The organism is Haloarchaeobius sp. HME9146 (assembly GCF_025399835.1).
GTDB lineage: Archaea > Halobacteriota > Halobacteria > Halobacteriales > Natrialbaceae > Haloarchaeobius.
Genome location: NZ_JAODVR010000002.1, coordinates 308,254 through 332,508, shown reverse-complemented (window position 1 = coordinate 332,508; position 24,255 = coordinate 308,254). Strand labels below are relative to the sequence as shown.

Sequence of the window (24,255 nt, the reverse complement as noted above, 5' to 3'; positions counted from 1 at the left end):
ATTTTTATCCGGTGTGTGTTTGGGTGGTCTATGATGGACCTACTCATCGGTCTGGGAATCGGCGGCTTCCTCCTGTTCGTCGGGACTGCGTCCTGGTACCACCCGACACTGTTTCTCGTTCTCTTCGATCGGTTCGCTGTCGACCCGTGGCCACAACTCTTGTTCACGCCAGCGGCATACCTCGGTGGACTGTTTCTCACCCTGACGCTGGGGCTGAATCTCTACTTCGTCCAGGCGTTCGTCGGTCTGGCAATCGGCGCGGCGATATTGCTCCGTCACGAACGAAACCCACGAAACGACGATGATATCTGGCCCTCCAGACCCGCGGGAAAGGGTGTCCTCGGTATCGGAGGGCTGTTCGTCGCGCTCGGACTGGTCGCGATGAGCGGTCTACTCTAACTGCAGTACAGTCACCCGCCAAGGCGACGTCTCGATGCTACCGGCGCGACCATAACTCTCGGCAGAAACTGACAGACGTGACGTACTGGATTGTGCCTCAGGCCTGCGGGTCCCAGGTGAACGTGACGGTTCCACCAGTGTCCGTCGGCTCGACCGAGGCGACCGTCACAGCCTGGTCGAACGACGCGGCCAGTCCGATGCCGAGGAACGAGACGACGGGGTGGTCCGGCCGGTCGAGGCCGGGGATGGCGAGCCCGCCGATGGCAAACGATGCCCGTCCCTCCTCGCGGTCGACCTCGGGCTCGACGGAATCCGCGAGTTCCAGTTGCTCGACCACGCCGTCAGCCAGCGCGAAACTCGGGTCCTCGAGGTCGCCGACGGTCGAGGCACGCTCGAACTCTCGGTAGAGTGACTCACCGCTCGGGGTGAGCGCGACGCCGCGGCCGGTCTCGTCCTCGGGAACGACGAAGGTGTCGCGCAGGTCGTCGGGGATGACGTAGTTGGCGTGCAGGGGCAGGAACAGTCGACCGGTCCCCTCGCGAGTGACGTAGACGTGTCGGTCCTGGAGACCCAGTTCGTCGATGAGGTTCTCTGTGACTGCGGTCTGTGCGTCCGTCAGTGATTCTGCGACCGTGGCCGAGAGCACGCGCTCGGGCGTGAGGTAGTAGGTCAGGACGCCCCCGAAGACGCCGATCGCGCCGACGATGACGAGGACGTCGCGGACCGAGGGGAGTATCGCGGCGACGGCCAGCGCGAGCAGGCCGATGCCCGCGAGGGCAGCAGCCGTCTTTCGATAGGTCGCCTGGGTGGCGCGCCGGTACTCCTCGCGGAGCCGGCGGTTCTCCTCGCGGAGCACCTCCAGTTCGGCCGTGAGTTCGTCGGAGTCGACGGCGTCGCTGGCCGTGTCGGCTGTCGTCGCATCATCGGCCTGCGTGAGTTCCGTGCTCATGCGTCGACCATCCCCAGTGTCACCTTCTGGTATCGGTGGACCGCGTAAAGAACTAGCGCTACTCCGGCGACCAGTCCCAGCACGAGCAACCAGCTCGCGATGTCTGTTCGGAGGCCGTACGTGTAGCCAGCCAGCCCTGCAGCACCGACGACGGAGGCGACCGTCACTGCCTGCCGACCAGTTGCGGTCCGGAGTGACGGGAGACTGTCGAGGAGGAGGACGAGCAGGCCAGCCTCCGCGAGCAGCAGTCTGACGCCGAGGGCTGGCTCGAACAGCGCCGCGAGGGAGACGTGCCCGAATGCGACCGCCAGGGGTGCAGGGGTGAACGCTGCGGCGATGACCAACAGGCCAGCCGCGACGATGCCCACGGGAGACTGGAGGACGAATCCCGCGCTGGCCAGCAGGATGCCCACGATGGCGAGCCAGCGACTCTGGATGGTGTGTCGCAGGTTCATCGTCTCGCCTCCTGTCGCTGCTGGAGCACCGACTGGACTGCCTCGCCGGGCGTCACCTCGTAGGCGTCGACCCGCTCGAGGCCGCCAAGTTGTCTCCGGAACTCCTCGAAGTCACGGTACTCGCGGTACGTCGTCTCCGCATCCGGCAGGCCACGCCCCTGGTAGAGGCTGCCCGGCGCGATGAACGCCGAGGTGTATCCACCGAGTCGCCTGACGAGTTTCCCGGTCTCGTACACCTCCGCACGGTTGGTGTCGTCCGTGAGCAAGAGGACCCACGGGTCACCTGACACCCTCGACAGAGTCGTCTTGACTGCAGTGAACAGCGGGTCGGATTCGACACGTTCGACGTACGTCTCGGCGTTCCCGACGTAGGGCTCGAGCGTCCGCCCGAACGGGGACTCGTCGGTCGCGAGTCGTGCGGCAGTCTGTCGCGTCGCCTCAGCCTGACGGGTTGGGGTCCGCCCAGTCGGTGCCTCGGTCGGCTCCAGGTCGTACAGCGCGGTCTCGATTCGCCGATACTGTTCGATGCCGGCACCAGGCTGGATTCGGCTGGTCACGCCCTCGTCACCGACCGCGACCAGTCCAACCGGGTCGTCCATGTCACGGGCCCGGTCGAGCAACCAGAGGGCCACCTCTCGCAGGTAGTCGAACCGAGTTCGTCCCGCTTGTCCCGCTGCGGTCGAGGCCCGATGGTCGAGGAAGATGATGGTCTCGCGGTCCGTGCTCGACTCGAACTCGCGGATGTACGGCTCGCCCCTGCGTGCAGTCGCCTTCCAGTCGATTCGGTTCCGTGGGTCCCCCGGGAGGTACTTTCTGAGCTCGCCAGGGTCCAGCCCACCGCTCCCGCGGTTCGCCTCGTGTTCGCCGTACCCGACGGATATCTGGTCGCCTCCGGAGCCGACCCGTGCGTCCCGTGGCGCGTTCGGCTCGACCCGGAACGACTCCGTATTTCCGTCGGTGACGCTCGTCTCGAAGAGGCCATGGGAATCGCGGAACGTGAGTGTGGGTTCGCCCACGGTGTAGCGGCCGGCGACCGACACCGAGCAGGCAACTGCGAGGGAGGTACTGTCGCCGTCGATGTCGAGCGTCGTCTCGCCGCTCGTCTCCGCGGCGATGGGGACGTCGAGATCGACGCGACGGAGCGGGCCGCTGTCGTCGGGGAGGGAAAGGGACGCGCGAATTCGGACGGGCTGTGATTCCAGGACGCGACGCGGCGTGAGTGACTGGGTGACCGTGGTCTCGTCGAGGACCGCGTTCGTCTTCGTGACGAAGGCGATCTGGTGGGCGAGCAGCCATGACCCGACTGCGACCCCACCGAGGACGAGGGAAAGCTCGGAAAGCACGGCCCCGAGGCCGACCAGGGATATGGACACCCCTGCGGTCGCCCAGAACCGCCGCGTCGCTCGCATCACCCCAGCAGAATCGCCCGCCCGCATTGAAACTGACGGTCGTTTCGGGGACCGATGGCAAAAGAGGTTTTACCGGACCGTGCCGAAGGTGGCGACGAATGGAAGCTGCTCCGTCGGGTCGCGCCCTCCTCTCCGTACTGCTGGTGCTATCCTTGGTGACACCCGCAGTCGTCTCGGGGGCTGGCGGGCCCGACGGGGTTGCGGGTGGCGAGTCTGGCCCTGTCCTCGACGTGGGACTCCAGCCGAACAACTCGACGGAGCAGCCCCAACACAGGAACCCGGACGAGGTGAGTCAGAACGGCGATTTGGGAGCGGTCGAGGGCTGGTTGTCGCGCGAACTCGCTGGCTCATTACGCGAAAGTACGGTCCAGATCAGCCAGGGCGAGTACGAACGCGCTCGCGGGCTGGTGGGCGACCAGTACAACGACTACCTCTCACAGTACGTCGACGTAGCTGGGCAGACCAATTCTGAGGACGACGACCGTGTCGCCCAGCGTCTGCAGGACGCACAGGAAGAGCAGCGCGAGTACGCGAACACGAGTTCCGAGTACCAGGAGACGTACGAGGCGTACCAGGAGGCGAAGCAGAACGGGAACGAGGAGCGGGCCCGCGAACTCGCACGCGAACTCGACCGACTCTCGAACCAGCTCTCCGCGACGAGCCAGAACCTCACAGCAGAGTACGAGGGTCTCGGGAACGCGACTGGAGAGGACTTCACCGACGCACAACAGCAGATCGAGAACGTCACGACGAACGTCTCCGAGGAGACCGAGCAGATTCGACAGGCCGAGTTCACCCAGACCACGCTCTCGGTCGAGGCGAACGCCTCGACGGTCGCCTTCGACGACCCGATGCTTGTGACTGGGCAGTTGCGCGCTGCGGAGAACCGTTCGCTCCCAGAGACAGTGACACTCCAAATCGGGACGCGGAACCGGACGGTTTCGCTGGACGAGACGGGTCGGTTCGAGACGAGGTATCGACCGGTCAATGTTGAAGCGAACGCGTCGAGCGTCTCAGTTCGGTACGTCCCCGGTGAGTCGAGTGCGTTCCTCGCGTCTATCGACACTGTTCCTGTTACAATCGAAGCCGTGACGCCGACGGTCCAGCTTGAGTCCGTGCCCGAGTCGGTCCGATACAACGAGACCGTCGTCGTCTCGGGGACCGTGACTGTGGATGGGACGCCAGTTCCCGGGACGCAGGTCGTGTTCTCCCTCGGCGGTCGGACCATCCAGACACGAACTGATTCGTCGGGGACGTTCACGGTCAGTCGCCGAGTCGACGCTGGAATCGAGTCTGGCGAGCAGTCGATGACTGTGCAGGCTGGGAGTGACGGATTGGCGGTCGGTCTGTCGACGCGAGAAGCGATGCTCACTGTCGCCGAGACGGATACACAACTCTCGCTTTCGGTGACACCGGATCAGGACGTGGTACAGGTCGCCGGGAAACTGGATACGGTCGAAGGTGATCCCCTGGCGAACCAAACAGTGGTCGTTCGGATGAACGAGACGACCGTCGCGACGCTCGAGACTGGAACCGAGGGTCGGTATCGGGAGACTCTCGAACTCCCCTCGGGTTCCGCTGGGTCCGTCATCGTTTCGGCAGCATTCGATGGCCAGGGGACGAACCTCGCGTCTACAGACATGGAGCGGACTATCTCTCTTGGGAGCACAGAAGGGGGGTTCCCGGTGCTCCTGATCGGCGGCGTCACCGTGGTTGTGCTCGCACTGGGTGGTGTCGGATTCGTCATCGTGCGCCGTGGGCTTGTTACCCAGACGGAGGTCTCACCGGAGCCTGTGCACACTGACGATACCGAGAGTACTGCGGTCTCCGGTGATTTCGACCCGGCCAGAGATGCCAGTGCCTTGCTCGCTGCGCTTCCAGACCGTGCAGACCAGTACGACGACCCTGATGGTGTGGCCATCGACGCCTATCTGAGTATTCGCGAGTACCTTCCCAGAGTCGTCGACGTGTCTGCGACGGCGACGCACGACGAGTTCCGGAAGACCGTCACAGAAGCAATGCCTGACCTCGACCGTGAACTGATCATCGTCGTCGGTGGCTTCGAGATTGCTGCGTTCGCTTCCGAAGGGCTCTCGAACGAGGACGCGACTCGTATCATCGAGAGCGCGGAGACGATTCTTGGTCGGTTCGACGAGAACTGACGGTCGAGAAAATCGAGTCGTCGAGGAGCGGAGACGGTGGTTTCTGTGTCAGAGGAGGTTGGGGAGGACGTACCAGACTGGCTCGGAAAGGCCAGTGATGATTCCCAGTATGAGGCCATAGAATAGGTGGGCAGCCACAATCGAAACAAGCGTGTGCTCTTTGATCGGCCCGTCTCTGGACAAATTAAGTTCTGGGAACGTGACGAAACCGGCAGCACCGAGGAGGGCCCAGGGTACCAGGAGCAGGATTCCGAACGCCAGTCCGGTTGCGAGTGTGTTCGGGACGGTCGTGATGTATTTAGCCTCCAAACCGACGAGACCGTGGAAGAACGTCGGGAAGAGCGCACCGACGAACGCGCCGTAGAACAGGTAGAGGAGGACTCCCGAAACATCGTGGTCGTACGGATTGCCGTCACCGATCGTCCGAGCCAGGAACTGGTCGGAAGGGAGTGGTGCCTTCGAGTTCAACTCGTCTAGCAGCGCGGCCATTCCAAACGCCGCGATTCCACCCCCCAGTAGACCGATAATCGTAATTGGATGTGGCCAGGCCATGCCAAATCATCCCCTCGGGACCTTATGAAGGTATGTGGCTTTGATGCTGTGGAAGGACGTTCAATCGGGTTGTCATCTGCCGGTATAATGACGGATTGGGGACAAATATGTCTTATTGCAGAGACGCAGCGTCCACCAGCCGGCCCAGGAAGACCACCGAATCGGTGTCGCGGTGCCTGATGGCGAACAGGAACGGCCTGTCGGCGACGAACTCGAAGGGATTGAGGGGCGCAGACGTCGTCCCAACGACGACACCCGTTGCGGCCGTCGCCTCGGTCCCTTTCTCGTCGACGGCGACGAAGCTCTCGTGGAGGACGTCCGTGATCGCGAGCTGTTCGCCCTCCCCGGATTCGAGTAGGCCCGAGAAATCCGCTTGCATGGGATCGAACGCGTCTGGCATTCCGAGGTCTTTGAGGGCCTGGCTCAGGCCGACCTTCGAGCCGAAAGTGAACTTCGGGAGGACCACACGACCAGCTCGGGATTCGAGCGCGTCGAACAGGCTGTGCAGGCCAACTGGATCGAGCGACTGCTCGAACGCCTCGAACTCGCCCTCGGGCGGCAGGACGACGACCATGCTGGCCTCGCCACCCTCGTAGGGGAGTTCGACCGCCTGCACACCGTCGACCTCGGCGTAGGGGAACGAGTGCGACTGGCTCATCAGGCGGACCGGTGAGTCGCTCTCATCGAGTGCGGTGAACGTTCCGTCGACGGTGGCCTCCTCCGCGAAGGTGCTGGCCCACTTCGCCTTGAAGTAGACCGCGTTGGTACCGACGAGTCGAGTCAGGTGGTCGATGGAGCCCTGGGGCAGCAGCTCCTCGATACGGTCTTCGGTCTGGTCGGCGACCCAGTCGTTGATGGTCTCGCGGGCTGCTTCCGATTCGCCGGCGAAGTCGAGCGTGCGCAGGCCAGCCCCGTAGTTCAGTGCGATTGTGTCGAGGTAGTCCTCGTCGAATGGGTAGTCCGTCTGTCCCCAGAGGGCGTTCACGATGTCGAGCCGGAACGCTTCGTCTTCCGCGTCGTCTGGCGTGTCCAGGGCCAGGTCCAGCCGATTGAACGTCGGGTGGAGGTCTGACTGGTCCTCGAGGTAGTGTAGCGTCTCGGCGATCTGCGTCTCGGTTTCACCACGCGCACCGGCCCATATCATCGCCATCGCGAGCGAGATGCTGAGCGGCGAAGTGAATAAGTTCTCACTGGGGTTTGCTGCGACTCGGTTGTGGTGCAGGTCGAGCGCGAACGCGGTGTTCGCTCGGACCTGTTCTCGGAGCATCTCGTCTGAGACGGTCGGGTCGGTGTCGCGGGGCAGGTCGGAGGCGAGGAGTCCTGGTGTCATCTCGGGGCCGCCGTCGCCGAGACAGCCGGCCAGTGCGGGGATAGAGAGCGCACCCGCGAGTGCGAGCACGTCTCTGCGGTGCCAGCGGTTCATGTCGGTACAGAGGACCTGTGAGTATATCTCGGCTCGCTTACCTAAAACCGCGGTTTGAGCCTGTATTCGAGAGAAACCGGTGATGGAATCGAAACCAGTAGTTGAAGCTCGACCCCATGGCCTCTGCTCGTTCGTTGGTAGAAGTCGTTGGACCGTCGCGAGGCAGCGCGACGGCCCCAATTGCACTGAAATGCAGGGTTTCGGTCGGATTGACCAAAGCGTGTGACAGACCGGCTCGTTCGGGAATCGGTCAGGGGTGATTTCCTCACCCTCACTCTCTCAGAAGCGCCCCCCAGCAATAACGGGTAATCTATCTCCCCGGTATCGGATTCACCCCGAACTCGTGCAAACGGGTGGAATATCGTTGTAAGGGAAGTTGGTCGAATTGAGGGTTCCCTGAACTGCCTGCGGTACTCCCCCGCCAATGTAAGCTGTTGAGATGACAACCACACCGCTTAACCATACAGGGGCGATACTGGCGCACGATGGCCGAGGACCCGGACTGGCGATTGCTCCTCCCGAAAGACGTCCGCGAGATGCCCGCCGACCTGGCGGTCGTTGTCATATTGACGCTCGCGACGACGCTCTCGGTGTTTCTGCCAGTCGTGAAAGATACGCCACTCCGTGTCGTCCTCGGATTGCCGTTCGTGCTGTTCCTTCCCGGGTATGCGTTCGTGGCTGCGCTGTTCCCCGAGGAAGGTGAGTCACCCGTGGCGGACGATGATGCGGAGGAAGACGGAATGGGTGATCGTGGGTCTGGGATCGATGGAATCGAGCGCGTCGCACTCTCGTTCGGGTTGAGTATCGCGCTGGTCCCGCTAGTCGGGCTCGTGCTGAACTTCACGCCCTTCGGAATTCGACTTGCGCCGATTGTAGCGAGCCTCGACCTGCTCGTCTTGGGGTCGGTAGTGGTGGCTGCGAATCGCCGGCGCGTACTCGAGCCTGACGACCGTTTCGAGGTCGCGTACCAGGAGTGGTTTGGTGCAGTTCGCCAGGAGATGCTGGAGCCAGCTTCTCGGGCGGACGCCGTGTTGAACGTCGTGTTGGTGGTCTCGATTCTGGTCGCGATGGGTAGTGTGACGTACGCGGTTGCGGTTCCGAAATCCGGCGAACAGTTCACCGAGTTCTACGTCCTGACTGAAGGGGAAGATGGTGAACTGGTTGCAGATGGCTATCCGACCGACTTCGTTCGTGGCGAGTCGAAACCCATCGTCGTGGGAATGCAGAACCACGAAGGCGAGACGGTTCGGTACTCGGTGGTGATCGAGCAACAGCGCGTGGAACTGGTCGACAACGGGACCAACGTCTCCGTGCTGGAGGAGACGGAGTTGCAACGCTACAGTACCCAGGTCGAACCGAACGGGACCGCCATGCGGAATGTGTCTCTGGAGCCAACGATGACCGGTGAGCGCCAGCGTGTCGTGTTCTTGCTGTACAAGGAAGACGTTCCCGCGGAACCGACGGTGAACAACTCATATCGTGAGTTACACCTGTGGGTGAACGTTTCAGCAGGGAATTCGTCGATTGTCGAACTGTCGGGCACGCCGTCAGAACTGGACGCATCAGAGATAGCACCGAAGACCAACCCGTGGCCGGTCGTTACCGGCCGAGCAATGCGTGGCTGACTGGCCTTGCTACTCCCGGCTTCAGGAACGGCGACTATGTGCACGGATGGTCCGGCGTGGACCTCTTCTAGCACTTCCTCGGGACTATCCCGACGGGAGAGCCCCACAAAAATGACTGGTAGTCACAGTAATGTGCTATTATTGCCCTCCCATTGCATGATATTCATTTGATATCTGTTGCATATCACCATTAGAAATCATGGTACTACGGCCCAAACCTATCGATTCCAGCATTATTTTTTAGCTGTGGGTTAAGTCTCGGCAATAACATATTTATCCTTGCAGTAAATCTGTGCACGTGATGGGTAGATTTCCACGGCGGGCCAGAGGAGCCAAGATCAAATGCATACGCTGCAACGCACCGGTGACCGAAACCACTGCGGACGAATATGTCTGTGTGCAGTGCGGTGACTCACCGATAAAGAAGCGTAGCGTGGAACTCTGAGGAATTCGGATGGCAACGAGACAACAGGGAGAGACATCTCCTGATATGGGGACGGTGGAATCGAAGGGGTCAGTGAAGGAAGGGGGAGAGTTGCTCCTCGATGCCGACAGCGAACAGGACCCGGTTATCAGCGTCGTGATGCCCACGATGAACGAAGAGGAGGGCATCGTCGAGTGTATCGACCGTGTGAAGACTGCGCTTGCGGAGTCGGGACTCACTGGCGAGATTATCGTCAGTGACGACTCGACCGATCGGACACCCGAGCTCGCTCGAGAGAACGGTGCGATCGTCGTCGAACCCGACGGCAAGGGGTACGGCTACGCCTACCGTTTTGCGTTCGAGCACACCCGTGGCCAGTACATCGTCATGGGTGACGCTGATACTACGTACGACTTCGAGCAGATTCCGCGATTGCTGGAGCCCGTGGAGGCTGGTGAGGCTGACATGGTCATGGGTAGTCGTCTGGAGGGGGAGATTCGAGACGGCGCGATGCCGACGCTGCACCAGTACATCGGGAACCCGCTGCTGACGAAGTTCCTGAACGTGTTCTACGGTGCTGGTGTGAGTGACGCTCACTCTGGATTTCGGGTGTTTACTCGGGATGCATACGAGCGGATGGATTTGAGTTCGGATGGGATGGAGTTCGCCAGCGAGATGATTATGGAGGCTGGGGCTCGTGACCTGGAGATTCAGGAGAAGCCGATTATCTATCACGAGCGCGAAGGCGAGGAGAAGCTTGAGAGCTTTAAGGACGGGTGGCGGCACGTCCGGTTCATGTTAGTTAATGCTCCCGGGTATCTGTTCTCTGTTCCTGGTCTCGTGATGGGGCTTGTTGGATTAGTGCTGATGGGGATGGCTGGACTCGGGGTTTCGATTGGTGAAGCCACATTCGGTATTCGGACCATGATTGCCGGCAGTCTGTTCACCATGGTTGGATACCAGGTCGGGAGCCTCGGCATCTTCTCTTCGATTGCCTCGGATCCGATTCGGAAGCCGAACGATCCGGTCACTCGGCGGATTCGCTCTGGTGTGAGCCTCGAGCGTAGTGCGAGTGTTGGGACTGTGATGTTCGCAGTCGGTGGACTGTGGGCTGGCTACACTGTGGTCCAGTGGATCTCCGCAGGATACGGTACCCTACCGTCACTAACGCTGGACGTCGCTGCTTTCACGCTAATCGTGCTTGGACTGCAAACTGTATTCGGTTCGTTCTTCCTGAGCACGCTCGCACAGCAGAGCTGAAACTCGATCTTCTCTCTCTCGTCGATAGAACGAAACAGCCCTTGCCGTACTCTGTTCGAAGTGCTCCAATAGTTCAGAATCTAACTAACTATAGGTAGTAATCGACGGCTCGTTCTAAACCTTCCTCGAACGAAGTTGTCGCCCTCCACCCCAATTCCTTCACCTTGTTCGATTCGAGTGCATATCGCTGGTCGTGGCCAGCCCGATCCTCCACGAAGGTAATCTGATCCTTGGACCCACCGACCGCATTGAGAATGGCTTCAGTGACTTCCAGATTGGTTCTCTCCTCGTCGCTACCGATGTTGTAGACTTCTCCTGGTTCACCTTCGCGTAGAACGAGGTCAAGAGCACGACAGTTGTCTTCGACGTAGATCCACTCGCGTACGTTCGACCCGTCACCGTACACCGGAAGTTCCTCGCCTGCGGCGGCTTTCTGGAGGAACTTCGGAATGAGCTTCTCGGAGTGCTGGCGGGGGCCGAAATTGTTGCAAGTTCGAGTGATGAGCACCGAGAGACCGTGGGTCGTCTGGTAGCTCTTTGCCAGTAAATCAGCGCTCGCCTTCGTCGCAGAATACGGGTTCCGTGGATTCAGGCGGTCGTCTTCGCTGAACTTCCCTTCAAGAATCTGTCCGTATACTTCGTCGGTGGATATCTGGAGAAATCGATCCACATTCGCCTCTACTGCAGCATCGAGGAGGGTCTGTGTGCCCTGTACGTTCGTGGACACAAAGGGTTCTGCACCCTGAATAGACCTATCGACGTGCGATTCAGCGGCGAAGTTGACGATAGCGTCGACGTCCTCGACTAGTTCAGCGACAAGGTCACGGTCGCGAATGTCTCCTTCCACGAACTCGTGACGTGGGTCATCGAGAACGCCATCGAGATTGTCTCGTGAACCTGCGTAGGTAAGTGCGTCCAGCGTAACGATTTCGTCTTCGTCGTGCTTATCCAGAACGTAGTGAACGAAATTCGAACCGATGAATCCAGCACCACCGGTGACCAGAATGCGCATGATAGTACCTCATTAGCGGCACCTATTTACATTACTGTCGGAACATTCTCACATGGACGTGCTCGTTGTTGGGGCCAATGGACTTCTCGGGAGTAATGTGGTCGACGCTTGTTTTCAACGAGACTGGGAAGTCTCTGGGACGTATCACTCTACGAAGCCGGACTTCGACGCACCGCTCACACAGTTCGATTTAGAGGCGACTAGTTGGTTCGAGGAAATCCTGAAAGAACACGATCCTGATATCGTAGTCAACTGTGCTGCCATGACGGATGTTGATGGGTGTGAAGAGAATCCTGAACAGGCACGTACGCTGAATGGAGAGGCACCTGGGCGACTCGCGGAACAGTGCGAAGAACTCGGCAGCAGATTCGTTCATGTCTCGACTGACTACGTTTTCGATGGTAAGGCCCGAGAGCCCTACACTGAGGGCGCGGAGACGAATCCGGTTCAGGTGTATGGGCAGTCTAAGCTCGCAGGGGAGCATGCGGTTAGAGACGTGTCCGAGGACGCTTTGATTGCGCGTCTCTCCTTCGTGTATGGGATTCATCGAAGCCGTGAGCAATTGACTGGGTTCCCAGCCTGGGTTACTGGCCAGATTGACGATGGTTCGAATATTCCTCTGTTCACTGATCAGTGGGTGACGCCGACGAGAGCTGGCCAGGCTGCCGATACGATACTGGAACTCGTAGAAGAAGGAGTTTCTGGGGACTATCACATCGCATCCACATCGTGTGTTACTCCCTATCAGTTCGGTGAGGCGATTACTGATATTCTTGGACGAGGTGACGCGTTGCTTACTGAGGGCTCCACGGAGGACATCGACCGGACAGCGACTAGACCTACGTACTCTTGCCTCGATGTTGGGCGAGTAGAGACGACACTGGGACGTTCTCAACCAACTCTGTCAGAGGATCTAAAAGAGATTCGAGACGCGTTGTAGCTACATCTGGTAGCGTTCCCGGTTCTCGAGGAAGTGTTCCCTGGCGTCTTCGTTGAGGTCCTCGAATCGAAGTACTTCTTGGCACTCGAGGCCGGGGCACTTCATCACGCGGTTCGACTCGATCTCGTTTGCCGCGACGATGGTTCCGCACGTCGGACAGGTGTGAGTGATGATGCGCATTGTTAGAGCTTGAGTTGTGAGTTTTCACCGACCACGAGCCGCCGACCCTCGGGGAGGAGTTCATCAGCGCTTTTGACATTCGCACTTCGACCGAGCAGGCTATCAACGATTCGGCCAGCAGCCGCGATGTTAGAGTCCCCGATGACGACGCTGTTCTCAATGTGGATGCCCTCTAAAGTCGAGTTCGGACCAATCGAGGTGTACGGTCCCACGTAGGTGCCGCTCTTGATCGTCGTATTTTCGGCAATCGAGACTGGTCCACGGACGACCGCACCCGATTCGATGACGGCTGACTCGGCGAGCTCGATGCGGCCGTCTGTTTCTGCACCGTCCTCGACGGTCCCGTCGAGATGGAGCGACTTGCCCTCTAGGACGAGGTGGTTCGCTTCGAGCATGTCTTGCGGCTTCCCGGTGTCTTTCCACCACCCGGTGACGACGTGCGAGTCGATGTCGTGGCCGTCGTCGAGGAGAAGCTGAATCGCGTCGGTGATTTCGAGTTCGCCACGCCAGGATGGTTCGAGTCTCTCGATGGCGTCGAATACCGCAGGTGAGAAGACGTACATCCCAATGAGTGCGAGGTTCGTCGGTGGCTCGTCCGGCTTCTCGATGAGCTCGGTGACGTTCCCCTGCTCGTCGACGTCTGCGATACCGAACTGCTGGGGATTGTCGACCTCCTGGAGGGCGATGCCAGCTCCGTGGTCTCCTGCCTCGAAGGAGTCGACTAATTCGGTGACACCCTGCTTGAGGATGTTGTCACCGAGGTACATCACGAAGTCGTCGTCGCCGACAAAATCTTTTGCGCACCCGGCTGCGTGTGCTAGTCCTAGTGGATTGCCCTGGATGATGTACGTGATTTCGACGCCATATTTCGAGCCGTCGCCGAGGAGCTCTTGGATGGCTTTGCGTCCCTTGTTTCCGAGGATAACACCGATTTCGGTAATCCCCGCTTCTTTCAGGTCTTCAATTGCGTACTCGAGGACAGGTTTGTTCGCAACTGGGACGAGCTGTTTCGGGCCAGTGTGGGTAATTGGGCGGAGCCGTGAGCCTGTTCCCCCTGATAGGAGTACCCCTTTCATCGTACTATTTGTGTGGTTCTTCTTCCCAGTCTAAAGGTATTTTGTCCGTGTCGTAGGGAATTCGCTCCTCGTCGGGGTCGTCATAGTCGTAGAGCTGGGTCGGATAATTGATTAGGAATGATGGCTCGTCGCCAATGGCTTTGAAGCCGTGCCAGCATTCTTCCGGGATGCGGATGACCTTCTGGTTGTGCTCGCCAATGACGAAGGTGTTTAACTCGCCCTGTGTGGGGGAGTCTTCGCGGTCGTCGTAAATACCGACCTTGACGCGCCCTTTCGGGCAGACGAAGTGGTCAATCTGGCCTTCGAGGTGTCGATGCCAGGCACGGATGATACCTGGGTAGGTCATTGAGAAGTAGGACATCGCGGGTTTTGGGTCGTACTCTTCCCAGTCTTCGCGGAAGACTTCGACGAGATGACCGCGCTCGTCGGTGTTTACTTGCAGGTCACGTATCTCCACGCCATCTATCATTTCATATGTTGGTGCGATAGGAGGGGGGTTAACTCTAATGGGTTGGTAGAACGTCACATCGCTCTCCGGACTGCTTCACTTGGCAGTCGCGCGCGTCTGCGAATGCCTTGCGCCGTTCGTGCACTCCAACACCTCCCAACGATGCACCGGGTTCTAGTTGAATGCACGCCAACTCGAATTGTACTGGGCGAGGAAGTTCCATCTCAACGGAGGGACGCCGAAGAAGGACAATCGTTTGATTGGACTGAAAGCTGATTGAGAAGTATTAATGGACGTGGACTCTGGGGTGTTTCCAATGAGTGAGGGAAACAGGGATAGCATAGTGACGCTCGCCAGACAGGGAGGAATTACGTTGGTCGGGAACATCTCCCGTAAGATCCTGGGGTTCGGTTTCATCGCTGTCGTCACGCGGATGGTTTCTCCCTCGGAGTACGGCGTGTTCACGCTGGGGCTGTCGATTGTCATGTTCGTTCAAGGCTTCGCGAGTCTCAACATCTACAGATCAATCGACTACTTCATTCCAGCATATCTAAAGGACAGGGAATACGGGCGTGCAAGAACGGTCCTGCGTAATTCACTTCTCATTGGGATGTATTCATCCTCCGTCGGAGCAATAGCGCTGTTCGTGCTCAGAGACGAACTTTCGATGCTTTTTGACGAGTCCGAGCTCACTCTCGTGCTTTCGCTGTTTTTCGTACTGATCCCGTTACAGACCCTCAACAGGACTGTCGTTACTTCGTTCAATAGTATAAAAAGAATGAGGTATCGGGTAGTGATGCGTGACGTCCTCAACCCACTGGGTCGAGTCTTCGCGGTGGTTGCATTCCTAAGTGCCGGTGCAGGCTTAGCCGGACTCGTTGGAGGATATCTGCTCGGAGTCAGCGTAGCAGTCGCCTTCGGTATCGTCATGCTCTTCCGGGAGGCCGATTGGATACGGTACTCCTCTTTCGATGCAATCTCAAACCGTTCCCTCCTCTCGTACTCACTGCCACTCGTCTTCGCCGGCGTGATGTACACTCTCGTCTCGCAAATTGACTATTTCGTAATCGGCTTCTTTCAGAATTCTGACGAGGTTGGGTACTACAGGGTTGGGTACATGCTAGCTGTGAACCTTCTAATCGTATTGACCGCGCTCACGCCGGTGTTCAAACCGATGGTGTCTGAGAACCGCCACGACAGTAACGTTTTGAGAGAGCGATACCGACTCGCTACCAGATGGATTACGATTCTCACGATTCCACTAGCGGTCCCGCTCATCGTAGCGCCAGATGTATATCTCGGGATCGTATTCACTGAAGCGTACACCGTAGCAGGCCCCGCTGTTGCTGCACTCGCCGTTGGCTACATGATAAACGCGGGTTACGGTCCCGAGGGCATGATCTTGGAAGGACTGGGACACACCCGACTGACGCTGTTCAATACAGTGCTATTGGTGGGCATCAATGCGTTTCTGGATTTCGTCTTGGTACCACGATTCGGTATCCTCGGTGCAGGAATCGCCACAGGTTGTGGACTGACAGTAGCGGGAGCCGTTGGTGTCTTAGAAATATACCTGTTGAAGGGGTTTCAGCCATATTCCTGGCGGACCGTTCGGGTTTGGATGGCAGGCGCCTTGGCATTCGCACTGGGTATCACCTTCGTGTCAGTCGTCAACCGACAGATTGTGGTCGCGTGTCTCCTCCCGCTAATCAGTGCCGTTTCATTCCTGATAGGGTTGCGAACCCTGGGAGGATTCACGCAGGGAGACGTCAAACTGATTGCCAAACTTGACCGTCGGCTCACGATTCGCTTAGTCGAGATGGTCTTGTCTCCGGGGGAGTGAGCGTAATGATGGCTTGGATTGTGACTGCCGCCCTGTGTCACGTCGATATCAGTCAGAGTCGCGTCGTTCCGCGAACCGGTATACCTATGCAAATGAAAATCTGACATGCATACACAAATGGGTACGATAAACCGCGCTCTCTCCGCGGCGCGCAACCCTGCTTCGGTATTCCACCACCTCCACTGGCGATACCACCGCCACTTCCGGGGGGAGACTGGCGTCAAACTGATGACCCGTGATTGGGACAACCTGCTCATCCTCGACGCCTGTCGGTACGACCTCTTTGCGGAGTGTAACACCTTACCCGGCGAGCTCTCCAAGGTAACCTCGGCGGGATCTCACACTGTCGAGTTCCTCCACTCGAACTTCGACGGACACGAGTTCCCCGATACCGTGTACGTCACCGCGACACCACAGTTCGAAAAAGAGGGGATGGCTGATCGGTTCGCGCACGTCGAACACGTCTGGCGAGACGCGTGGGACAAAGAACTGCGGACCATCCCCCCGGAGGCGGTCGCGGAACGAACACTAGAGGTAGCAGAACTCTTCCCGAATAAGCGCCTGATATCGCACTTCGTCCAACCACACTATCCTTTCATCGGTGAAACTGGTCGGGGACTGGAACAAAATATTAAAGCCAAGACGGGTATCGAACCAGACGAACGAGACGACAACTCGATTTGGGACCATCTTGAAGCAAGGAATATAGATGAAGGAACTATCCGAAAGGCGTATCGAGAGAATCTTAATCTTGTCCTTCCAGTAATAAAGGGCCTCAAGAACGATTTAAGAGGAAAAACAGTCGTCACTTCCGATCACGGCAACTGTTTCGGAAGATGGGGGATCTACGGTCACCCTAGCCACAAGTTCGTTGAAGAACTCGTCGACGTTCCGTGGCTTGAGCTTCCATTCTCCGAACGGAGACAAATAGTTGACGGTGAAGTTTCAGAGTCAGAAGACGTGGGTTCGTCTGTTGAAGAAAGACTCAGGGACCTCGGGTACAAGTAATGCGTACTCACGCTAAACTGTCTGCATCGGTTTTTGGGCCACGTATTACGATGGGGGTACGGGATGACTGACGGCGCGGCAGCGGGTTCGAGAGAAGTTCTCTTTCTGTCTAAAGCTGGAGTTACTGACCAGAGTACGCAGCATAGGATAGACCCGATTGCAGACGAATTGAGGGAACGCGAATATAACGTTTCAGTGATTCATGGGAAGCAACGATCTATCTTCGGTCGTCCGTTCAGATACGTTGCGGGAGCAGGAATTGTGGAGCTACTATCCAATGGCGGATCGTACGACGCGGTCGTGATGAATCGCGATGGGAGCCCAACTGCGTATTTGGCTGCTCTCCTCTGTAACCGCAAAGAGATTCCACTGATATTCGACATTGACGACGCACTCTATCATCAGAAGCGAATAGACGAGACACCCATCCCGATACCCGGCCGGATATTCCTTGATAAAGTTATTCAGCAGGCGGCACACGTAACAACCGGAAACAGCAATATTGAGTCGGAGCTATCGAGTCTCAACTCAAACATCACGACGATACCAACCCCGGTTGACGCTTCCGTCTTCCAGAAGGAAACCGACCCGGCAGCGACATACGATTCGACTGTTCTCGGATGGATGGGAATCGGCCCCGGTCACGAGCACAACCTTAGGCTACTGCGGGAGCCGTTGATGACGTTGGGAAAGAAGTACGACATCACGTTCCGGATGGTTAGCAGTCTCGGCAATGGAGAAATCAGAGACACCTTCACTGAAGTTGAACAGTATGTGGATGTTGATTACGGGTACAATGACCGAATCCCACTTAAGCAGGTGCGGAGAGAGATGGCTACGTTCGATATCGCAGTCTTGCCACTGAATCCGTCCGACGAAATGATGGAGGGGAAGTCAATAATCAAGGTATTGGAACATCTAGCGATGGGATTACCGGTTGTAGCATCTGACGCTCTTGCGTATGGTGATCTCCTTACGCACGACGAGACGGGACTCTTAGCTGACACTACGGAAGATTGGGTGAGCAATATCGAACGGCTAATAAACGATGAGGGTGAAAAGAATAGGCTTGCTGAAGCCGGCTACCAGATGGTCGTTAAAGATTACACAGTTGAATCGTATGTAGACCAGTTGGAGACCGTTATAGACACAGCAGTTACTGACCTCTGACTTTCGTTCAGGACGTGTTGTTTTTCACCCGATAAACGATGACCTCACCATTCGTATAGATTCGACTGGAAATCGGTTGCTGGTCGTGTCCCTGAGGGTGGTTCTGAGGTGCAGGTGGCCACCTACGAGCTCGAGTCTGTATGCCAAGCTCTTCACTTTCGCGAGTGCTGAATACCAAGAAACTGACCTTCCCATACTCCTCATTGAGCATTCCGATAGCTCGTTTCGTCGAATACAGCTTCGGCTCGTAATATAAACTATCTAGAAGGAATTCGATCTCAGTATCGGTGAACCTCCGAAATCCGAAACCAACTACGTGTTCTTGGACAGCAACGTACGGTGATGCGATGTGGTAAGAACCGTAGACCCGGTCGTCTATAGGCATGAACTCGCTGGAGGTCGTGGTGCCCTGCACCTCGGCGGGACTGAGGTATTGATTCGAGTTCGGTATGGTTGGTGTTGCGAGGAACGAGGCAGGTGACACGACCGACAGTAGCAGCACGGCCGTGACTGTGAAGACTTTCAGCCTTCTCTGCCACATAGTAACGGATTCTTCAGTTACATCTGGAATGAGATTGCGGCGGTAGGTGATTTGGAGTAACAACGGTAACCCGATGTAAGCAAAGATAGTTCCATATTGTGTCGTTCGGCGGATTAGGCCTCCTACCCCAGAATGAAACACGAAGGCTACCATCGAGAGTGCCACACCTGCCAGCAGCGCACCGTATAAGAGCAAGTTTCTGACGGTGGGATCTCGTTGAATTGTATTGGTGGGTGCCTGTTTAAGACCGTTTATTCCTGTAGTTGAACGCCCCCCGATTTGATTTTTCCAGTGATGAATGGAGACTAAGAAGGCAAGGGTTCCGGTGACGGCTACGAGGAGCCATATGATTGCGTGGTCGACAATTGAGAGTATTTCCCCCAAGCCGACATTTATTCCTACCTCTCCCGGGGTAGCCGAAATCCCGGTTTGATCGCTTATTGGATTTAGGAGGTACAACAACACTCGGACAAGTTGATTGGTATAGAACTGGAATATGACGGCGCTATTTATGAATAATACGACTATGATAGACAAGCAGATAGTAATTATTCGTCTCGTGTTCTGAAGTGGGAGGACGAGAGTACCGACTAATAGACAAAACACAGACATGAGGAGGACGAGTCCTGCGGTGTGACGGAATCCAATTGTGAACAAAGCGAATAGTATACTTAACCCCCCCCACCTTTTTGGATTCTGCCCAGACTCTAACTGTAATAAACCAACAACGCATAGGACAAAAAACGCCGCGCCGAAGCTGAAAGCGTTTAGAGAGGAATTAGTTCGGCCTATGAACAACAAGCCACCGTACCACGGTAAGACGAAAACAAGCACTTGTGCCCACCATGGAACGGACGCGTGTCTGCGGCGCACGAGCGTAACGAGTGCTCCACCTACTGCTAGGGGAGTGGCGACGACGTATCGGAAATACCAGAAGCGCTCCGCTTCACTCTCGAACCCAAAAAAGTTCAGGAGCGTTGAATGGTAGAATATGTGTGTCCAATGATCTTCGATCGAGACCCGTAGGTTGGCGATGCTCGCTGCATTTTCTGGCGGTGGATAGAATCCAGATTCAGCCGCTGTAACGATGGTATTGTACCTACCGAATCGGAAATGTGCTGGTCCGAAAGAGACGCCCCGATATGAAAGATATCTGATATTAATGGCCGTAATAATCAAACAGAGTACGATAATCGTGACTCGGACAGTGCGTCTGGATTTAACCGGCCCGATGGTCGAATTTGCTTGTGATCCGTTCATATCTCACGTGCGAAATGGTTTGGGTGTCCGTAATCCGCGGAACATTTGTCGGGTATCTTACCGCTGAGTTTGTACCTCGCCGAAATCACGGTGTGAATCCTACAGTGACTCATAGACGTTTACGTAGTCGTTTGTCACGCTTTGGATTCCGTACTTTTGGCAGACTCTGGATTCTGCGGCCTTGGTATGCTTCTCTATGAGCTCAGGGTCGCTTAAATAACGGTTGAGTGCGTCTCGAAGTTCTCCGGGAGAGCCGTAATCAACCAGTTGTCCGGCGTCGCCGTCCGCTAGCATCTCCGGAACACCGCCGACTCGACTGGCGATTACCGGTGTTCCGGTCTTCATCGCTTCCATGATGGCCAGGGGCGTCCCCTCGCCCGAGGAGGGAAGGACGAACACGTCGGCAATCGCCAGCGCCGCCGCTTTGTCGTCGACGAAGCCGGTGACGTGGACGCGATCACCGACGCCCTCGCGCTCTGCGAGGACTTCGAGTTCTGTTGCGTACTGTTCGTCTTGTTTGGGCCCTGCAACGAGGTACTGGACTTCAAGGTCCATGTCGACGATTGCTTCAACCACTGATTTCTGGCTCTTCACCTCGTTCAACTTCGCGAGTGTCAAGACGATCGGAAGATCTGGATCAATTCCATGCGTGTCGCGGAAATCTCGTTTGCGTTCGCCGGAGACTGTACCGTCGGTCAGACGGCTCATGTCGATCGTTCCCGGAATGACCGGTACGTCCCGACCGTCCTGTCTGTAGTACGACCGGTTTGATTCGGAAATCAACACGACCTCACTCGAAACGTAGTTCACAAACGGGATAAGCAACCGTACCAACCATTCCGGGTAGATATCGCTCACGAGATACCACACTATCTCGACGTCTTCGAGTGCTGCAGCGACCGCAGGCTGAAGCACGAGGAGACCGTTCAGGTGAACAACGTCCGGAGACGTTTCCTTGATTTCGTTCCGGATACTCCAGACGGAGAACATGAATCCGAGCACCCACATCACGTTCGATAGCACGGAGCTGAGAGAGTCGAACTCCTTGGGCATTCGATACGGCAGGCGTTCGGACGGAACTCCTTGGTCGGCCGCGTAGGAGTGGAAATCGTCGTCGTCTTCGTCGGGGAACACCAACAGGTTCTCGTAACCACGTTCGCCCAAAGAGCGCGCGACATCCAGTACCTGGAGGCTGATGCCACCGTGTTTGTTCTTGGGGAGCACGTGCATGATGAACGTGGACTCGGTTTCTTCACTCATTTATTGATTGCGGACTTGATGCTTTTGGAAGCCAGTTCTTCGGCACGCTTCCTCGGGAGCGTCGCTTGACACATGCCGTTCTCGTCGGAGAGCCGCGCAACCAACTCCGAGAGGGTCGATTCAGACGCGTTGGTCATCTGGGTCGCGCACGAATCATCCGTCTTGGTATAGTTCTGGAACCAATCGCACTTGGGGTGATAGCTAATTGAGACCACCGGCACGTCTGTAAGGTACGCGAAGACCAGTGAGTGGTACTTCATGCCGAGGAACACATCCATCGACGAGATAGAATTGAGGAACGCGACTGGGTCGTCGTCGTACGTCTCGACGGTGACGTCCGTAGTCTCCATATGCCGACGGAGACGTTCCGACAGCAACACGTCCCCATTCGCGTCCCCGTTGTGGAACGCGAACACCGTCACTCCATCCCATCGATCACCGTCGAGCGCGTCGTCAAGCACTGTGGCCAGATCCGCGACCAATTGATCGTCGCGGTCGGGACTGTCGTGGTACTTGCGGAACGCTGGCGTCACCGAGACCCCCAGTCGTTCGGTTGAGTGGTCCAGATCGTTGGTCTCCAGTAGTGCAGCGTGATCGAAGGTCAACTTCGCGTCGACACCCAGATTCCGCGCGACCTTTCTAGACTCCGGATCTCGGACCGTCACCGTCTCTGCGAGTCGCAGTACTAGTGAGGCGAGCACACGAGACGAAGTCCGCGAGAGTGGTCCAATTCCGTGACCGAGGGCGTGAACGTTCGTCGACGACAATATGGCGACCGAAACCACGAGGAGGTAGAACACGTTGACCTTCAGGCTCGCGAGACTAGACCTTTCGTCATGGAAGTGACTACCGCCAGTAAGTATCAGTTCGTCTGCGCGCCAGACCGCCGCCGCGATAGCACCGAACGAGAAGTCGATCAACCGAACGTTGCCTCCAGGGTCGAACTCGCCGTTCGCGGATACTGTCGAAATATCGGCACCTTCGGTGCTCCTACGCAACTGCTGAACGGTTGCTCTACCGATAGAGTCATCCCCAGCGTTGCCAAATCCGAAGTAACCGAGAACAAAAAAACTGGTAGACATGACTATCCAATCGATACGGCGGTGTTGGTAAAGTATTTACTCATGCCACGCAGGTCTGGGAACCGGGAGAATTAACTTTCACCTCAACTGACTGAGCATCATGAATATCCTAATCTTCGTCTCGGACGCCCTCAGGGCAGATCACCTCTCCTGTTACGGTTACGACCGACAAACCACTCCGAATATTGATAGTTTCGCCGAGGAGAACGTCCGGTACGAGAACGGCTTCACCCCCTCTACTTGGACTCGGTCTGTCGCGGCATCTATCCTCACGGGTGCACACCCCTCCGTCCACGGTGTCAAGACCCTGGACGATTACTTCGGTGGGACACAACCACGGTGGCCAAAGATATTCGGCGAGATGGGTTATCGCACGGCGGGGATATCGGCCATAGGAAACGTATCGTCAGGGCTGGGATTTGATCGCGGATTCGACGAGTTCGTCGACTTGTACAAGGACGACTCCATCAAGCCACACAGAAGCACGTCCACCGCGGGCGACGAGCTCCTCGAACACGAGAGCGGCCGGGTCGTGTTCCCGCTTGCGGAGCAAGTCGTGGACGAGTTTGAACGCACCGTCCTCGAATCCGAAAGTGATGACCCGTTCTTCGGGTTTCTCTGGACGATCGACCCCCACGACCCGTACCAGCCTCCCGAGGGGTTCCAGTCGTTTGTCAACCCTGACTACGAGGGCCAGATCGATGGCACCAGGGAGAGCCTCCGACATGCCAGCACTGAAGAGGACTTCCAGCGGCTAATCAACCTCTACGACTCGGAGATCACGTACGTGGACCACGCGTTCGGCGACCTATTGGACAGACTGAAACACCACAGCGTCTACGACGAGACGATCGTATTCTTGGTTGGCGACCACGGCGAGGCCTTCGGTGACCACGACGGGAACGTCGGGCACTCCCACGTACCGTACGAGGAACTGGTACACGTCCCAATCATCGCTCGATACCCGGAGACGAACCCGGCGTGGAAAGGCGAAGGAGATCTCATGAGCCTGGTCGACTTGCTGCCGACGGCACTGGACTACATAGATCAGTACGAACGGTGGGATGGCGTCGAGAACGCGACGGGTCGGTCCATCCTTGACAGCGGTCGTACGTCCGTGTACTCCGAGACCGACTACGCCGATGTGCAGAACTCGTTCTACTCGGTGCGGCGACGCCGGTGGAAGTACATCAAGACGGAGTCCCCGAACGAGGGACTGACACCGTACTTGGAGAAGATAGTAGACCTCCAGTTCATGCGTCAGGTACTGACAAATCCCATCTACTTCCTGCGGCGACGATTCGGCGAATCTTCGGAGCGACTGTACGATCTCCAGAACGATCCGGAGGAACACGAGAACCTCGTCGATTCCGCCGGCGTATCCGACGACTTGAGGCGCGAACTGGAGCAGTGGCGAGAGGCCATCAGCAGCGGTGAAGCGGACCCGAGGGCGGCGCTCGACGACATCGACGACGAGACCCGAGACCAACTCCGCGAGATGGGGTACCTCGACTAATCCTTTCGGTCGATTCGCCCGATTTATGTGGTTGTGATTGGATGTCAAGACATGGACGAGCAGGAAACTGAGCCCGTCGAAATCTCGGCATCTCTCGTGGCGGAACTATCTGACCGGTCCCGGTCTGCCGGGTTCGACTCGACCAGAGAGTACATCGAATACGTTCTCTCCGCAACGCTAGCGGAACTGGATTCAATCCAGGAGCATCGGAGCGAACAGGATGTCGAATCGAGACTGGAATCGCTCGGCTATCTCAAATAA

22 protein-coding genes are annotated in these 24,255 nt (G+C 57.4%); 10 read left to right on the top strand and 12 right to left on the bottom strand.

The window, feature by feature from the left end; all coding sequences use genetic code 11:
- The first annotated feature begins 30 nt into the window (after positions 1–30).
- Positions 31–399: a hypothetical protein gene (locus N6C22_RS19410; RefSeq protein ID WP_261652859.1), complete on the top strand. Its 369-nt coding sequence runs from the start codon at positions 31–33 to the stop codon at positions 397–399.
- Between the two features lie 97 nt (positions 400–496).
- On the opposite strand, the gene N6C22_RS19405 is transcribed toward N6C22_RS19410, so the two are convergent.
- Genes N6C22_RS19405 through N6C22_RS19395 form a run of 3 tightly spaced genes read right to left on the bottom strand, consistent with a single transcriptional unit; the run spans position 497 to position 3,212 of the window.
- The gene (locus N6C22_RS19405) at positions 497–1,348 is read right to left on the bottom strand and encodes a hypothetical protein (RefSeq protein WP_261652858.1); all 852 of its coding nucleotides are present in this window, start codon (positions 1,346–1,348) and stop codon (positions 497–499) included.
- The gene (locus N6C22_RS19400) at positions 1,345–1,803 is read right to left on the bottom strand and encodes a hypothetical protein (RefSeq protein ID WP_261652857.1); all 459 of its coding nucleotides are present in this window, start codon (positions 1,801–1,803) and stop codon (positions 1,345–1,347) included. The genes N6C22_RS19405 and N6C22_RS19400 overlap by 4 nt, the downstream gene beginning before the upstream one ends.
- Positions 1,800–3,212, bottom strand: a complete 1,413-nt coding sequence (locus N6C22_RS19395; protein WP_261652856.1) for a DUF58 domain-containing protein — start codon at positions 3,210–3,212, stop codon at positions 1,800–1,802. The genes N6C22_RS19400 and N6C22_RS19395 overlap by 4 nt, the downstream gene beginning before the upstream one ends.
- Before the next feature lie 98 nt (positions 3,213–3,310).
- Between N6C22_RS19395 and N6C22_RS19390 the strand changes: the two genes are divergently transcribed.
- Entirely contained in the window at positions 3,311–5,374 is a 2,064-nt protein-coding gene (locus tag N6C22_RS19390; protein ID WP_261652855.1) for a hypothetical protein, read from the top strand.
- A gap of 48 nt (positions 5,375–5,422) precedes the next feature.
- Here N6C22_RS19390 and N6C22_RS19385 read toward each other — a convergent pair whose 3' ends face one another.
- Positions 5,423–5,926 (bottom strand): hypothetical protein, encoded by a 504-nt coding sequence (locus N6C22_RS19385; RefSeq protein WP_261652854.1) that lies wholly within the window; start codon positions 5,924–5,926, stop codon positions 5,423–5,425.
- A 112-nt stretch (positions 5,927–6,038) separates the two neighbouring features.
- Positions 6,039–7,349 carry a serpin family protein gene (locus tag N6C22_RS19380; RefSeq protein WP_261652853.1) on the bottom strand — a complete coding sequence of 437 codons (1,311 nt, stop codon included), beginning with the start codon at positions 7,347–7,349 and terminating at the stop codon, positions 6,039–6,041.
- A 485-nt stretch (positions 7,350–7,834) separates the two neighbouring features.
- Here N6C22_RS19380 and N6C22_RS19375 point away from each other — a divergent pair, with 485 nt between their 5' ends.
- Both N6C22_RS19375 and N6C22_RS19370 read left to right on the top strand, forming a co-directional pair.
- Positions 7,835–8,974, top strand: a complete 1,140-nt coding sequence (locus N6C22_RS19375; protein WP_261652852.1) for a DUF1616 domain-containing protein — start codon at positions 7,835–7,837, stop codon at positions 8,972–8,974.
- Between the two features lie 490 nt (positions 8,975–9,464).
- Entirely contained in the window at positions 9,465–10,658 is a 1,194-nt protein-coding gene (locus tag N6C22_RS19370) for a glycosyltransferase family 2 protein (RefSeq protein WP_261653163.1), read from the top strand.
- A gap of 88 nt (positions 10,659–10,746) precedes the next feature.
- Here N6C22_RS19370 and rfbB read toward each other — a convergent pair whose 3' ends face one another.
- Entirely contained in the window at positions 10,747–11,670 is a 924-nt protein-coding gene (gene rfbB / locus N6C22_RS19365) for a dTDP-glucose 4,6-dehydratase (protein ID WP_261652851.1), read from the bottom strand.
- Between the two features lie 52 nt (positions 11,671–11,722).
- Here rfbB and rfbD point away from each other — a divergent pair, with 52 nt between their 5' ends.
- Entirely contained in the window at positions 11,723–12,610 is an 888-nt protein-coding gene (gene rfbD, locus N6C22_RS19360; protein ID WP_261652850.1) for a dTDP-4-dehydrorhamnose reductase, read from the top strand.
- Here rfbD and N6C22_RS19355 read toward each other — a convergent pair whose 3' ends face one another.
- From N6C22_RS19355 to N6C22_RS19345, 3 genes are read right to left on the bottom strand one after another with little or no spacing between them, the layout of a single operon-like run.
- The gene (locus N6C22_RS19355) at positions 12,611–12,790 is read right to left on the bottom strand and encodes a hypothetical protein (RefSeq protein WP_261652849.1); all 180 of its coding nucleotides are present in this window, start codon (positions 12,788–12,790) and stop codon (positions 12,611–12,613) included.
- Between the two features lie 2 nt (positions 12,791–12,792).
- Entirely contained in the window at positions 12,793–13,866 is a 1,074-nt protein-coding gene (locus tag N6C22_RS19350) for a glucose-1-phosphate thymidylyltransferase (RefSeq protein ID WP_261652848.1), read from the bottom strand.
- A 4-nt stretch (positions 13,867–13,870) separates the two neighbouring features.
- Positions 13,871–14,335: a dTDP-4-dehydrorhamnose 3,5-epimerase family protein gene (locus tag N6C22_RS19345; protein WP_261652847.1), complete on the bottom strand. Its 465-nt coding sequence runs from the start codon at positions 14,333–14,335 to the stop codon at positions 13,871–13,873.
- A 295-nt stretch (positions 14,336–14,630) separates the two neighbouring features.
- Between N6C22_RS19345 and N6C22_RS19340 the strand changes: the two genes are divergently transcribed.
- The 3 genes from N6C22_RS19340 (at position 14,631) to N6C22_RS19330 (ending at position 18,335) form a co-directional block, all read left to right on the top strand.
- Positions 14,631–16,157, top strand: a complete 1,527-nt coding sequence (locus N6C22_RS19340) for an oligosaccharide flippase family protein (protein WP_261652846.1) — start codon at positions 14,631–14,633, stop codon at positions 16,155–16,157.
- Between the two features lie 117 nt (positions 16,158–16,274).
- Positions 16,275–17,165 carry a hypothetical protein gene (locus N6C22_RS19335; protein WP_261652845.1) on the top strand — a complete coding sequence of 297 codons (891 nt, stop codon included), beginning with the start codon at positions 16,275–16,277 and terminating at the stop codon, positions 17,163–17,165.
- Positions 17,166–17,228: 63 nt separating this feature from the next.
- On the top strand, positions 17,229–18,335 hold the full coding sequence (locus N6C22_RS19330) for a glycosyltransferase family 4 protein (RefSeq protein WP_261652844.1): 1,107 nt from the start codon (positions 17,229–17,231) through the stop codon (positions 18,333–18,335).
- Between the two features lie 7 nt (positions 18,336–18,342).
- Here the strand turns inward: N6C22_RS19330 and N6C22_RS19325 are convergent, their stop codons facing one another.
- From N6C22_RS19325 to N6C22_RS19315, 3 genes are all read right to left on the bottom strand, one after another.
- Entirely contained in the window at positions 18,343–19,335 is a 993-nt protein-coding gene (locus tag N6C22_RS19325) for a hypothetical protein (RefSeq protein WP_261652843.1), read from the bottom strand.
- Positions 19,336–20,235: 900 nt separating this feature from the next.
- Positions 20,236–21,396 (bottom strand): glycosyltransferase family 4 protein, encoded by a 1,161-nt coding sequence (locus N6C22_RS19320; RefSeq protein WP_261652842.1) that lies wholly within the window; start codon positions 21,394–21,396, stop codon positions 20,236–20,238.
- Positions 21,393–22,478, bottom strand: coding sequence for a polysaccharide pyruvyl transferase family protein (locus N6C22_RS19315; protein WP_261652841.1), 1,086 nt, complete (start codon positions 22,476–22,478; stop codon positions 21,393–21,395). The genes N6C22_RS19320 and N6C22_RS19315 overlap by 4 nt, the downstream gene beginning before the upstream one ends.
- Positions 22,479–22,578: 100 nt before the next feature.
- Here N6C22_RS19315 and N6C22_RS19310 point away from each other — a divergent pair, with 100 nt between their 5' ends.
- Together N6C22_RS19310 and N6C22_RS19305 are read left to right on the top strand one after the other, a co-directional pair.
- Positions 22,579–23,994, top strand: coding sequence for a sulfatase (locus N6C22_RS19310; protein ID WP_261652840.1), 1,416 nt, complete (start codon positions 22,579–22,581; stop codon positions 23,992–23,994).
- A gap of 51 nt (positions 23,995–24,045) precedes the next feature.
- A complete protein-coding gene (locus N6C22_RS19305) occupies positions 24,046–24,255 on the top strand; it encodes a hypothetical protein (protein WP_261652839.1) in 210 nt (69 codons plus the stop codon).

Excerpts from the sequence above, each read along its gene's own strand:
- N6C22_RS19390 (WP_261652855.1), top strand. The coding sequence starts at position 3,311 with ATGGAAGCTGCTCCGTCGGGTCGCGCCCTCCTCTCCGTACTGCTGGTG.
- N6C22_RS19315 (WP_261652841.1), bottom strand. The coding sequence starts at position 22,478 with ATGTCTACCAGTTTTTTTGTTCTCGGTTACTTCGGATTTGGCAACGCT.
- N6C22_RS19355 (WP_261652849.1), bottom strand. The coding sequence starts at position 12,790 with ATGCGCATCATCACTCACACCTGTCCGACGTGCGGAACCATCGTCGCG.
- N6C22_RS19350 (WP_261652848.1), bottom strand. The coding sequence starts at position 13,866 with ATGAAAGGGGTACTCCTATCAGGGGGAACAGGCTCACGGCTCCGCCCA.
- N6C22_RS19370 (WP_261653163.1), top strand. The coding sequence starts at position 9,465 with ATGGGGACGGTGGAATCGAAGGGGTCAGTGAAGGAAGGGGGAGAGTTG.
- N6C22_RS19395 (WP_261652856.1), bottom strand. The coding sequence starts at position 3,212 with ATGCGAGCGACGCGGCGGTTCTGGGCGACCGCAGGGGTGTCCATATCC.
- N6C22_RS19375 (WP_261652852.1), top strand. The coding sequence starts at position 7,835 with ATGGCCGAGGACCCGGACTGGCGATTGCTCCTCCCGAAAGACGTCCGC.
- N6C22_RS19310 (WP_261652840.1), top strand. The coding sequence starts at position 22,579 with ATGAATATCCTAATCTTCGTCTCGGACGCCCTCAGGGCAGATCACCTC.
- N6C22_RS19380 (WP_261652853.1), bottom strand. The coding sequence starts at position 7,349 with ATGAACCGCTGGCACCGCAGAGACGTGCTCGCACTCGCGGGTGCGCTC.
- rfbD (WP_261652850.1), top strand. The coding sequence starts at position 11,723 with ATGGACGTGCTCGTTGTTGGGGCCAATGGACTTCTCGGGAGTAATGTG.
- N6C22_RS19400 (WP_261652857.1), bottom strand. The coding sequence starts at position 1,803 with ATGAACCTGCGACACACCATCCAGAGTCGCTGGCTCGCCATCGTGGGC.
- N6C22_RS19330 (WP_261652844.1), top strand. The coding sequence starts at position 17,229 with ATGACTGACGGCGCGGCAGCGGGTTCGAGAGAAGTTCTCTTTCTGTCT.
- N6C22_RS19345 (WP_261652847.1), bottom strand. The coding sequence starts at position 14,335 with ATGATAGATGGCGTGGAGATACGTGACCTGCAAGTAAACACCGACGAG.
- N6C22_RS19385 (WP_261652854.1), bottom strand. The coding sequence starts at position 5,926 with ATGGCCTGGCCACATCCAATTACGATTATCGGTCTACTGGGGGGTGGA.
- N6C22_RS19410 (WP_261652859.1), top strand. The coding sequence starts at position 31 with ATGATGGACCTACTCATCGGTCTGGGAATCGGCGGCTTCCTCCTGTTC.
- N6C22_RS19320 (WP_261652842.1), bottom strand. The coding sequence starts at position 21,396 with ATGAGTGAAGAAACCGAGTCCACGTTCATCATGCACGTGCTCCCCAAG.
- N6C22_RS19335 (WP_261652845.1), top strand. The coding sequence starts at position 16,275 with ATGGGTACGATAAACCGCGCTCTCTCCGCGGCGCGCAACCCTGCTTCG.
- N6C22_RS19305 (WP_261652839.1), top strand. The coding sequence starts at position 24,046 with ATGGACGAGCAGGAAACTGAGCCCGTCGAAATCTCGGCATCTCTCGTG.
- N6C22_RS19405 (WP_261652858.1), bottom strand. The coding sequence starts at position 1,348 with ATGAGCACGGAACTCACGCAGGCCGATGATGCGACGACAGCCGACACG.
- rfbB (WP_261652851.1), bottom strand. The coding sequence starts at position 11,670 with ATGCGCATTCTGGTCACCGGTGGTGCTGGATTCATCGGTTCGAATTTC.
- N6C22_RS19340 (WP_261652846.1), top strand. The coding sequence starts at position 14,631 with ATGAGTGAGGGAAACAGGGATAGCATAGTGACGCTCGCCAGACAGGGA.